The following is a 12,724-nucleotide window of genomic DNA, read 5'->3' on the forward strand; positions in this document are numbered from 1 at the left end:
GTCTGTGGAGGCTTAGGGGATGCCCAGCCTGTGAAGCAGAAAGTCTCATTTGTGAATCTGAGATGCTCCCGCTACACTGCTTGCAGTTAGCGGTGAGAGTTGTCACATCAGCATTTTACCCAACAGCAAAGTCTGTAAACTGTCTTTTATAAGGTGAGTGAAATCCTAAGACAATATCTTGCTTAGGAACGCCTAAAGCTACTAGTTCATCAGCAATATTGGCTTCTGTGCCATTATGCTGAATCCAAATTTTTTCATTTTTAATATCTAAATGCAAGACACAACCATATACACGCCGTTTATTTTTCCAACCAACATATACTAATTGATAATGGTCGTGTTCGCTATCAAATATAGTTTGTGCTTCTACCTGATTATCAGATTTATAATACTGGCTATATTCTGTTAATATCTGCTTTATATATTTTCTATATTCTTCTAATTTAGCCATTGGACGATTACCTCATTTTCAATGTCATAAATTACCAAAATTTAAGAAATTTCAATGTAGGGTGTTTTGTCGCCAAGCGCCTCACCGCCAAAAATTATAAGTGCGTTAGCCTACAAACTTTAATTTTGAATTTTGAATTTTGAATTTTGAATTGTTATTCATCTTCATCGCGAATAATTGTTAAACCTAAAGCTTTATAAGCCGCCAACATATCATTAGATACTGTGGGTGCAGTGACAAGATAAGTCAACGCATGAATTGACTCAACTACATAAGGTGCGGCTGTGTCTAACTTTTGCGCTGTGACTAATCCGACTACCTCAGCTGAACCCGCAATCATGGCGCGTTTCACATGGGCTTCATCTAAATTTGGCACGCTAATTCCCACTTCTGGATGCAAACTGCACACCCCTAACATGCACAAATCTGCACGAATCATCCGCAATGATTCGATGGTAACTGTACCAACGTTAACTAAAGCCTTTTTGTAGAGCTTACCACCTAACATCACAACTTCTATATAAGGATGTTCGGCTAAAGCGATCGCAATTGGTGGGCTATTTGTCACCACAGTAGCTTGCAAATCTAGCGGTAAATGGCGCGTTACCTGCAGCGTTGTTGTACCGCCATCTAATATTACCACCTGCCCCGGACAAACTAATTTAGCTGCGGCACGAGCGATCGCTTCTTTTTCTTTGGGCGCTTGTTTTTGCCGATCTGCATAACTGGCGGTAGCTGGAGAAGTCAGCAATGCACCACCATGTACGCGCTGTAAAAGTCCCGCTTCTGCAAGTTCCCGCAAATCCCGCCGAATAGTATCTTCCGAAACCTTTAATACAGCACTCAGTTCCGTTGATAGCACCTTCTTATCACGATTGAGAAGTTCAAGGATGAATTGTCGGCGTTCAGCAGTCAACATAAAAATTTTCCTGAAGTTGCGTTTTTAATCTTGAAATTGCACGTTTGTGAGTTTATACTTATTACATAAAGTTCAATACCAGCAAATCACAAGCATTAGACTCAATCTGATGTCCGCCTAATTGCCGATCAATAAAACTCTCCCCGTATCCATTGCTCTGAATCCTTACAGAGTAAGGGTTACGCTAGAACCGTGTCAACATATCGGTCGGTATTTTACCGGACTTGATATCACTTTTAACTGCTGCTTCCCATACCAGGAAGGAGACAATTCAGCCTATCTTCTGTCAAAAGAGAGATTGCTGCTAGGGTTATTCATTTCACAATAGCGGTAAAGTGCATGTTTTCGTACATTTAACCGTATCTTCACTTGTATACAAGCACATTCGTGCAAATTTGATTGTTGACTGTTGACGGTTGACTGTTGACTGTTGACTGTTGACGGTTGACTGTTGACTGTTATCAATGCCCAATGCCCAATGCCCAAAAAGGACAAATAACAAATGACTAAATTTCCTATCGATCTCGGTGCTTACAAATATTTATCGCTCAATCCTGCGAATGCTACCCTAACAGCAGAACAGCGAGATACGCTCAAAGCAAATATTCAACTTTGCCGAGATGCGATCGTGTTTTTTACAGCCACAGGCGCGGCTAGAGGCGTGGGCGGGCATACTGGCGGCCCCTATGATACAGTTCCAGAAGTGATGATTCTTGATGCCTTCTTCCGGGGTGCTGCTGAACAATTTGTGCCGATTTTCTTTGATGAAGCTGGACATCGCGTGGCTACTCAGTATCTCATGTCAGCGCTACACGGGGATTTACCCGCAGAGCATCTTCTACAATATCGTGCAGCCCATTCTCATTTACCGGGGCATCCAGAATTAGGATTTACACCTGGTGTAAAATTTAGCTCTGGGCGTTTGGGGCATGTGTGGCCTTACGTAAACGGGATAGCAATGGCGAATCCGGGGAAAGTCGTTTTCTGTCTCGGTTCTGATGGTTCCCAGCAGGAAGGTAACGATGCAGAAGCAGCGCGGTTGGCGATCGCGCAACATCTCAATGTTAAACTGATCATTGATGATAATGATGTGACAATCGCTGGACATCCTTCTAAATATTTACCGGGTTTCACCGTCGCCAAAACCTTAGAAGGACATGGTTTAAAGATACTTGAGGGCGATGGGGAAGATTTAGACGATTTGTACAGCCGCCTTTGCACAGCTGTAAATACACCAGGCGCGATCGCAGTTATTAACAAACGCCCCATGTGTCCCGGTATTGCAGGTTTAGAAGGCTCAACCCACGGACATGATGTGATTTCCGTCGATTTGGCGATTAAATATCTCGAATCTCGCGGACAAACTGCGGCGGTGGAATACCTGAAAAATATCGAAAAACCCAAGCAAACCTATACATTTCTCGGTGCTAGCGACAAATGGGGCGCAAATCGCAACGTTTTTGGCGAAGCTGTGGTAAATGTCCTCAGTCGCATGAGTGAAGCCGAACGCAAGGAGAAAGTCAGAGTAATTGATAGCGACTTAGAAGGCTCCTGCGGATTGAAGAAAATCCACGATACCTATCCCGAAGTATTTATTCCCTCAGGCATCATGGAAAGAGGTAACTTCTCGGCTGCGGCTGGGTTTGGGATGGTAAAAGGCAAACAAGGCATTTTCGCCACCTTCAGCGCCTTTTTAGAAATGTGTATTTCCGAAATTACAATGGCGCGGTTAAACCAATCTAACGTTCTGTGTCATTTTTCCCATGCAGGTATCGATGACATGGCAGATAATACCTGTCACTTCGGCTTAAATAATATGTTTGCCGATAATGGTTTAGACGATCGCTATGACACAAAACTCTACTTTCCCGCCGATGTCAATCAAATGACAGCTTGTGTAGAAGCGATATTTTTCGATCCAGGATTGCGGTTTATATTCTCCACCCGTTCCAAAGTCCCGAATATATTGGATAGTAACGGGAATGAATTTTTTGGCGATGGTTACAAATTTATCCCCGGTAAAGATGAAATCATCCGCGAAGGCACACAAGGTTATATAGTCAGCTTTGGCGATGCTTTATACCGTTGCTTGGATGCGGTAGAACGCTTGAAGCAGGAAGGCTTAGATGTGGGTTTGATTAACAAGCCAACTTTAAATGTCGTGGATGAAGATGCGATCGCTAAAATTGGTAAAGCACCCTTTGTTTTAGTCGTCGAAGCCTTCAACCGTCGCACAGGTTTAGGTAGCCGTTTCGGTACCTGGTTATTAGAACGGGGGTTAACTCCCAAATATGCCCACCTGGGAACTTATAAAGAAGGTTCCGGTGGTTTGTGGGAACAATACCCCCATCAAGGTATCGATCCGGTGGGCATTATGAAGAAGGTGAAAGAATTGTGCTAGTTGAGTAGGGTGTGTTGTCGCGTAGCGCAACGCACCGCCACTCTGCTGATTTCTCTCGCATACCCGATATATCGCCCGCAGGAACCAGTAGCCTGGGGCTATCATTACGAAGCCTGCAACAGCAGGCTTTGTTCAATTAGCCGCACCCTTCTAGGGTGACGGCGGGATTACGGAATCAGCGAGGTATTTGATATAAATCCGGTTGAGTTCATCAATTCTCTCGCATACCCGAAATAACGCCCGCAGGCTATAAGCCTGGGGCTATCATTACGAAGCCTGCAACAGCAGGCTTTGTTCAATTAGCCGCACCCTTCTAGGGTGACGGCGGGATTACGGAATCAGCGATATATTCTAGAGGGCATGGCAGTGCCAGTGCCCCTACAATCTGCCGCATTATTTTTGCAATTGGTATAAGATTTCACAGGTATAGAGCATTATTAGCTTTTCCCATGCCCCATGCCCAATGCCCCATGCCCAATGCCCAATGCCCAATGCCCAATATTACTTCATCCCCCGCCAATTGCCCGAAGGAATAAAACTCGCCCAATAATAAGGATGCTGATATTTGGGATTATTTAATAACTCTAACTGCACCTCTCGCAACGCTTCATGTCTCCCCTTACCCGCCCGCAATTTATCATAATATTTCACCATTAAATCTTTAGTGCCATCATCAGCAACTTGCCATAAACTTAATAGTTGAGTTTGCGAACCTGCAATTACCAAAGCCCGCCGCAACCCATAAACACCGCCACCAATTTTCACATCACCAAGCCCAGTTTCACAAGCAGATAAAACTACTAATTCTGTACCCCGTAAATTTAACCCAGCAACTTCTAAAGCTGTGAGAACTCCATCATCTGTATCGGCTTTTTGTTGACGGTTATTAAATCCAGCTAAAGCTAAACCAGAACGTAATAAGGGATTTTCTAAATTTAAAACTGGGGCTTTATCTAATTGCTGATTAAAAGCATTGGTTGGGGGCTTAACTTCTTCATCTGGTAAAAAGAATCCGTGAGTAGCTAAGTGTAAAATTCTGGGTGCATTTAATTGTTTAATCGCCGCTTCTGTGGCTTGTTTTCCTAATATGAGATTTACTTGGGGGAAAATCTTTTGGATTTGTTGCCCTTCGGCTAAAGTCGCTGTTAATGAGCTAAATTTTAAATTAGCAAAGTCAATAGAACGCTGATTTGAACCACGGGATTTGGCTACAACAGTGTTATCTTGTTGGTTGTAGTCGATATTTGCAAAGACTACAGGATTTGCGGCTGCTTTGGCTGTGGTTTGCAAGCTGAGTAAATCTCGCCCAGTGGTGAGGTAAGAAAAGGCGTAACGTTGGACGAGATATTGATTTTGCTCATCTTTTAAGGCTTCAAAGGGTATCAAGTTTAACTGACCATCTGGTGAAAGCAACAGGTGATGCGCATCGCCTAACAGAGGACGGATGGGAGCCATGATTTGCTTATCCAAGCTACGGGCGAGTTCCTGAAGCTGGGCTACAGCAGTTTTGCTATCAATTTGAAAAATGCCCCGCTCTTGTTTGGAATTATTGTGATTTTCTTGACTAGATATGGGAGCATAAGCCAAAATATTGCGGAAACTCGCAACAGATTTATCAATAGTTGCAGCATCACCCAAATCAACCCACTTCGGCTCCCCCGCAGCACGCAACACCACGGCTGCATAACGCGGGTTATCCCATTGTTCGCCTTTTTTTGCTTTGGGATTAAATGGATCATATTGCACAATTTCCACCATTGCAGCATCTTGGGGAATTTGGGCTTGGATAGCAGCTAATTCCACTGGTTGAATTGCTTGGCGGAATTCGGCACTTTTAGCACTTACCTGTTCTTCTAAGCGTTCTTTTTCAGCTTCTAATTGTTTAATTTGCGCTTGATAAATTTCAAATTTCTCTTGCCCCTGTCCGCGATATACTAGGGCGGCTAACTGTTGCTGCACATCCAACCAATCATCAAACAGCTTTTTGGTTTCTGGATTGTTCGCTAACTGGGTGCGTAATGTCTGCACTGTGTCGGTCATAGCATCTAGTACGCGACCTTTACGACGGAGTACAGTAGTTAGGGCGAGTTTGGCTAATGCGGGGTTGTTGGTAGATTGTTGTAGGGCGAGGGAAACAGCAGCGTTAGTGGTTCCACTAAAGGTTTGAGCGTAGTTTTGTTTTCTTTGTTCCGAACCCACAGCATAGATAAGTTGCAAATTTTGTTCTTCAATTGCGAGTGCGCGGGTGAAAAAATCAGTGGTGCGATTGATATCACCCTGTGCCCAGTAAAGTAGAGCTAAATTTTTCAGGCTAGCAGCCACATCGGGATGTTCTTTCCCCAGTACCTTTTCCCAAATTGCCAGAGAGCGGAGGTACAACCCTTCGGCTTTGGCATAATTTCCCTGTGACTTGTAAAGTCCAGCTAAATTGTTCAGGCTACTAGCCACATCAGGATGTTCTTTTCCCAATACTTTCTCCCAAATTGCCAGGGAGCGGATATAAAGGCCTTCGGCTTTGGCATTATTCCCTTGTTCTCGGTAAAGTACTGCTAAATTGTTCAGGCTAGCAGCCACATCGGGATGTTCTTTCCCCAGTACCTTTTCCCAAATTGCCAGGGAGCGGATGTAAAGTCCTTCGGCTTTGTCATAATTCCCCTGTACACGATAAAGTCCTGCCAAATTGTTCAGGCTACTAGCCACAAGTGGATGTTCTTTACCCAGTAGCTTCTCCAAAATCACCAGAGAGCGGAGGTAAAGCTCTTCGACTTTGGCATAATTTCCCTGTTCTCGGTAAAGTACTGCTAAATTGTTGAGACTTTCTGCTACAAGTGGATGTTCAGTACCCAGCACTTTCTCCCGAATCGCCAGAGCGCGGAGGTAAAGCCCTTCGGCTTTAGCATAATTCCCCTGTAAATAGTAAAGTGCAGCTAAATTGTTCAGGCTTTCTGCTACAAGTGGATGTTCAGTACCCAGCACTTTCTCCCGAATCGCCAGAGAGCGCAGATAAAGTCCTTCAGCTTTGGTATAACTCCCCTGTTCCCGATAAAGTGCAGCTAAATTGTTCAGGCTAGTAGCCACATCGGGATGTTCAGTACCCAGCACTTTCTCCCGAATCGCCAGAGCGCGGAGGTAAAGCCCTTCGGCTTTAGCATAATTCCCCTGTGAGGAGTAAATATCTGCTAAATTATTCAGGATAATTGCCACAAGTGGATGTTCTTGACCCAGTACTTTCTCCAAAATCGCCAGAGAGCGGAGGTAAAGCCCTTCGGCTTTGGCATAATTCCCTTGTGAATAGTAAAGTGCTGCTAAATTGTTCAGGCTATTTGCCACAAGTAGATGTTCAGTACCCAGCACTTTCTCCCGAATTGCCAAGGAACGGAGGTAAAGACCTTCAGCTTTAACATAATTCCCCTGTGAGGAGTACAGTATAGCTAAATTATTCAGGCTTTGTGCCACATCGAGATGTTCAGTACCCAGTACCTTCTCCCGAATTGCTAAGGCTCTTTCTGCCAGGGGGATGGCTTCACTATATTTACCTTGCTGATACAACTGCATCGTTTGTTCATTCAGTTGCTCGGCTTCGACTAACTCTGCGGACTGTTGGGCTGATAGTGGTGGTTGGGCTTGTCCTGCAACTTCCCTGGGTATACTCACCAGTAGTCCTAATGTCATTGCTGTAGCGATTGACCAAGTTAGCAATTTCATCGGGTTACGCTTGAAGAGGCTGTAATTCGTAATTGGTGACCGGGAAAGATAGATTTTGGGTATTTTAGTTAGTATAGCAGGGTTTATTAGAATTTTTTTAGTGTTTTTTGCCAGATTTAATAAAGTTTGTCGGTGCATAATCATCTGCTGACGCTGTTGGCGCTGAGTTTTTTGGCGTTGCAATTACATATATCTTTGAGGCGTGGGGGGTTATGTAATTTTTCATTTGTCATTGGTCATTAGTCATTGGTCATTTGTCAATAGGGCTTATATGAGTAGACGTAGGGTGTGTTGTCGCGCAGCGCAACGCACCACAGCCCAGAATTCGGTGCGTTACAAGCCTTTACAAATATGGCTTCATTAATCAATACATACGCAACGCACCACAGCCCAAAATACGGTGCGTTACACTTTGTGATAACGCACCCTACACATACGTATTAATTACGGCAGTTTTCACCTATTTTAACCACATCTGTCGTAGGGGCACGGCATCGACAATCTTTTGGTACATACAATAATTTTACTAGTGCCGTGCCCCTACAGCGTGGTCTATTTACCTGACAATAGCTTTTAAGATGCGATCGCTATATCAAAAAAACACATAAAGCTGAATTTAGTAGGCAAAAAGCCATTTTACTTACTCGAAATGCTTAAACGAGTTCTTAAAAAGCCTTACTGCTTTCTCATTATTGTGTTTTCCGCAGGCAAAAAGCTATTTTACCTTCTCAAAAAGCCTTACTGCTTTCTCATTTTAGTAAATCACGCAGTCATTTTAGTGTTTTCCGCAGGTAAAAAGCTATTTTATCTACTCAAAAAGCCTTATTACCTTCTCATTTCGGTAAATCGCGCAGTCATTTTGGTGTTTTCCGCAAGTAAACAGCAAATCAAATTCTTAATTTCCTGATTTATCAACTTATATCCAGAATTCACCTACTTATTACTTAAATCTCTGTGTAGCAAAAGCTATTTTATATTTGCCGAAATATTCCCAGGCTGATCGGTACATAAAATTTTTAAGGTAAATAATATCAACGATTATTTATCAGCAGGTGTAGAATATGGCGCGTCAAAAAAGAAGCTCTAAAGTTTTAGAAAGAGCAGTGCGTCGTGCTGCTAGCATGAACTCAATCAATCCCAATTTAGATGTAGGTAATGGACTGACTTTACCTGGCTTTCGCACTCTCATTGAGAAAATGCAATCGCAAGAATATGCATATAACACAGCCCTTTCTAACTTGGATGGATTATACCGAGAAATGCTAGAAACCGAGCGCGAATTAGGCGATATGACAGAGCTTATACTGTTAGGAGTTGCCACAAAATATGGCAAAAGCAGTGTAGAGTATGGCAAGGCGGGAGGAGTACCAAAAAACCAACGCCGCCGCGCCGCCAAAAGTGACGCATCAACTCCTAATTCTGCACCAATGGAATTAATTCCTAATGTAAATAGCAACGGTAATGGTAAGAAACCAGCCGCTACAAATTAGGATGGAATCTTCATTTTAATTGTAAAACGAATGCGAGATGTTGTGGGGCTACAACATTGTTTATTCGTGTCAACTTAACGTGAAACCTCCTTACCGCAAGGAACTGAAGTTCCTTGCTAATAGCCAAAGTCATCTCAAGATGACTAAATATCCTCAAAATCTTGAGTCTACTTTAGTAGACTTTGGCTATTAGCCTGAGAATTCATTCTCAGGCGGGTGACAAAGCTAAGACAGAGGCTATTTTTAGCTTAAATTGACATCAATGGGCAGTGCTATGCCCTCCTTCAAAATATATTGATGTGTCGCTTAATAATTCCTTCTTCTCTCTTGGCGCACTTGGCGTTCTTCTCTTCGAGACGCTGCGCGTTGGCGGAAGCCTCTCGCAGAGAAGGCGGTTCATTAAATAAATATCAATTGCATCATAGCGAATTGATATTATCCTAAATTAAATACTTCTCGCAACATATAAATATATTCTAGAGGGCATGGCAGTGCCAGTGCCCCTACAATCATTGATAGGGTGAAATATTATCCCCTACTAACACCAAATCTGCACAACACGCCCTTGCAATTGTTGCCCTAACCAAGGTGTATTACGAGAAAGTGTATGCAGATTTTTACTTTCAACTTTCCAACTTTGCTGCGGATCGAATAGAGTTAATTCTGCTTTTTGATTTGCTGTCAAACCTGTCAAATTTTGTCGCAAACATTCTGCAGGACGACTACTCAAAGCACGCCATAATTCTAAAGCGGTGAATTCTCCCGTTTCTACTAAATGTTGCCATAACAAAGGTAAGGCTAACTCTAAGCCAATGGCTCCCGGTGGTGCTTCTGCAAAGGCTTGGACTTTTTCTTCATAGGTGAAAGGTGCATGATCGATCGCGATCGCATCGATGATTCCTGTACGTACCCCTTCCCTTAATGCTGCCATATCTTTAGGCGTACCCAAAGGCGGATCTAAATGCAAGCTGGTGTGATAACTCTTAACAGCTTTGGTATCTAATAATAAATGCATCCAGGTAGTACTAGCGGTAATTGGTAAACCCGATGCTTTAGCTGAAGCAATTAATTCTACACTACGCGCCGTAGAAACACGCATAATATGCACGTGAGAATTACCGATGCTAGCGACTAATTCTAGCAAAGATGCGATCGCAGATGTTTCTGCACTCTCTGGTATTGGCGGTAACCCAAACCGCAATGCATCGGCACCTTCGCGCATTACCCCATTGGCAGCCAATTGGCGATCGCAAGCCCAAAAAGCCACTGGTTGATTGAAAGGCAGTAAATATTCTAACACCCTCCTTACCAGCCCCAAATTCTCCCTTGGCTGCCCATCAGTAAAGCCAACCACACCAGCCGCCGCCAAATCTGCCAACTCCGTCAACTGCTTTCCCGCCAAATCCAAGGTAATTCCACCCCATACTTGCAGCTGGGGTGTAGCGGTAGCCTCCTCAACTCCTCTGCCTTTCTGCAACTGTGCCACAAGCGCCGGGTTATCAATCGCGGGAGATGTATTCGGTAAAACACTAACTCTAGTAAAGCCACCAGCCGCCGCCGCTTGCAACAGAGATGAGAGAGTTTCCCGTTCTTCAAACCCTGGTTCACCAGATTGGCTGTACAAATCCACCAACCCCGTCCCTAGAACTAAACCCCGACAATCTCTAATTTGAGTATCGGAACTAACATCGGTAATATGAGATGCGATCGCTTGGATAAAACCATCAGCAATCAACACATCTGCTATTTTATCGGTTCCAGAAACCGGATCTATAACCCGTACTTGTTGTAACAATTCAGTTGTCATGTGAGCTTTCAGCTATTATTTATCAGTGCTGCCACTGTTAGTCTATTTTCATCTAGGAAATTTCAGAATAAAATTATCCAATTTGTCAGAGTAAAAGAGGCAGAGGGGCAGGGGGAATAAAGAAAAATCTCATTAAATAAATTGGGTAATTTATTCGCTGGATGTCCCTTAAGTAGACGTAGGTTGGGTTGAGGAACGTAGACGCGGAGCGGCTTCCCGTAGGGTAACCCAACACCAAAGCCGCTTTGTTGGGGAGCATCCCAATTTTGACGCAATACCCTCAAGGGTATTGCTATACCAACAAAGCCTGCCTTCGCAGGCTATCAAACTTTTAGCCTGCCAAGGCAGGCTTCGTATTTCTAGCCCCACCCTTATAGGGTGAGGGCGTTTTTGCACATTTGGGATGCTCCCCTTTGTTGGGTTTCGCTGACGCTCTACCCAACCTACAATTATCCTGTCAACCGTCAACCGTCAACCATCAACAGCCTTAACACCAATCTCTACAATGCTCCAGCTGCTGTTTTATCAAATACCCCGCCACCTAAGTGTGTGGTAATATTCATTGCTTGCAGCACTGGTAAACCATCGGGGCCTGATGGATAATCGATAACACTAACTGCACCATTACCCTGGCGGAAATTCCAGAAATTATCTGCGGGTAAACCCAGAATATGACATAGTAAAGTTTTGTTAGTAGCATCGTGAGCTACGACTATGCCGGTTTTAAGTTCGCTTTTAGCTGCGGCTTGCACAATAGCTTGCCAAGCTGCAACGCTACGTTCCCATACTTGTTGTAAATTTTCCCCTTCTGGCATTTGTACCTCGGCGGGAACTGTGCGCCAGCGTTCCAATTCACCGGGAAATTCTTGTTCAATTTCTACTTCTAATTTGCCTTCCCAAAGTCCGTGGCTAATTTCTCGTAAACCATCTTGCAATTCCAAATTTATCTGCGGATGGTGCTGTAAAATAATCTCTGCGGTTTCTTTGGGACGCTGCATGGAACTGCTAACGGCAAAATCAATGGCTACATCTTTCAGAAATTCTCCGGCTTTTTGCGCCTGATTTCTGCCGTTGTCATTGAGGGGAACGTCAATTTGTCCTTGAAATCTAGTTTGACGATTCCACTCTGTTTCCCCATGACGTACCAGTAATAATCTTACACCTTCATGTCCTGGTCTTAATGAAGGCAAAATTTCGCCTGTATGTTGTGTTTGATTTAAAGACTCTAGCTGAACTGCATCGCCTAAACCGCCAGCAAAATTTAAAATTGTGATGCCACAATTAGATTGCTGTATGGAATGGTAGCGACTGGGGGGAACGCCTAAAGCGGTGCTGATTAAAGCGCGATTAATGCCGTTATGCCCCACAATCAAAATAGTTTCGCCTTGATGATGGGGTAAAGTTTCTTGCCAAAATTCTTTAGCTTGGGCGTATAAAGACACAACAGGGAAATGTTCTTTAGTTCCCTGTGCATCTTCTAACAACATCCGCAATTCGTCGGGATGTTCGTGCCAAGTTTTATAATCTTCAGCATACTTTTCCTTGACCTCAGATGTGAGCATTCTCTCCCACAAAGGCAAGTCTATTTCCAACAATTTATCAGAAGTTTGGATAACAGCAGCTTTTCCCCTAGCATTGACTAATTGATGATGAATAATTTCTGCTGTCTGCTTTGCCCGTTGTAAGGGACTACTGTAAATGGCATTGAATGCAATATTACTGAGGGCTTGGCCTAATTTGGTAGCATCATTCTGACCTTTTTGAGTCAATTGTGACGCATCAGTGCGTCCTTGAATCCGCCGCTCGGTGTTATAGCTACTTTGACCGTGGCGTACAATGATGACCTTAGTCATCTATTTTGCCCTCCTCTATCTAAAGGACTAATTTTACTGCAAACTGGTACGAGGGAAATAAGGGACTTCCAAGTAAATCAATATTCAATTGCTGGGAA

Annotated in this window: 7 protein-coding genes; 2 read left to right on the forward strand and 5 right to left on the reverse strand. The window is 43.7% G+C overall.

Annotated elements, in window-relative coordinates; genetic code table 11:
* Positions 1–115: 115 nt before the first annotated feature.
* Together H6G08_RS21955 and H6G08_RS21960 are read right to left on the reverse strand one after the other, a co-directional pair.
* Positions 116–451: a XisI protein gene (locus H6G08_RS21955; protein ID WP_190546749.1), complete on the reverse strand. Its 336-nt coding sequence runs from the start codon at positions 449–451 to the stop codon at positions 116–118.
* A gap of 154 nt (positions 452–605) precedes the next feature.
* Positions 606–1,370, reverse strand: a complete 765-nt coding sequence (locus H6G08_RS21960) for a DeoR/GlpR family DNA-binding transcription regulator (protein ID WP_190546751.1) — start codon at positions 1,368–1,370, stop codon at positions 606–608.
* 502 nt (positions 1,371–1,872) lie between these two features.
* Between H6G08_RS21960 and H6G08_RS21965 the strand changes: the two genes are divergently transcribed.
* On the forward strand, positions 1,873–3,771 hold the full coding sequence (locus tag H6G08_RS21965) for a thiamine pyrophosphate-binding protein (RefSeq protein WP_190546753.1): 1,899 nt from the start codon (positions 1,873–1,875) through the stop codon (positions 3,769–3,771).
* 501 nt (positions 3,772–4,272) lie between these two features.
* On the opposite strand, the gene H6G08_RS21970 is transcribed toward H6G08_RS21965, so the two are convergent.
* The gene (locus tag H6G08_RS21970) at positions 4,273–7,476 is read right to left on the reverse strand and encodes a CHAT domain-containing tetratricopeptide repeat protein (RefSeq protein WP_199322689.1); all 3,204 of its coding nucleotides are present in this window, start codon (positions 7,474–7,476) and stop codon (positions 4,273–4,275) included.
* Positions 7,477–8,537: 1,061 nt separating this feature from the next.
* Between H6G08_RS21970 and H6G08_RS21975 the strand changes: the two genes are divergently transcribed.
* On the forward strand, positions 8,538–8,966 hold the full coding sequence (locus H6G08_RS21975; protein ID WP_190546755.1) for a hypothetical protein: 429 nt from the start codon (positions 8,538–8,540) through the stop codon (positions 8,964–8,966).
* 538 nt (positions 8,967–9,504) lie between these two features.
* Here the strand turns inward: H6G08_RS21975 and H6G08_RS21980 are convergent.
* Positions 9,505–10,773, reverse strand: a complete 1,269-nt coding sequence (locus tag H6G08_RS21980; protein ID WP_190546757.1) for a dihydroorotase — start codon at positions 10,771–10,773, stop codon at positions 9,505–9,507.
* Between the two features lie 500 nt (positions 10,774–11,273).
* Positions 11,274–12,626 carry a histidine phosphatase family protein gene (locus tag H6G08_RS21985; RefSeq protein WP_190546759.1) on the reverse strand — a complete coding sequence of 451 codons (1,353 nt, stop codon included), beginning with the start codon at positions 12,624–12,626 and terminating at the stop codon, positions 11,274–11,276.
* Positions 12,627–12,724: the final 98 nt, after the last annotated feature.

This window comes from Calothrix anomala FACHB-343, assembly GCF_014696435.1.
Taxonomy (GTDB): domain Bacteria; phylum Cyanobacteriota; class Cyanobacteriia; order Cyanobacteriales; family Nostocaceae; genus Aulosira; species Aulosira anomala_A.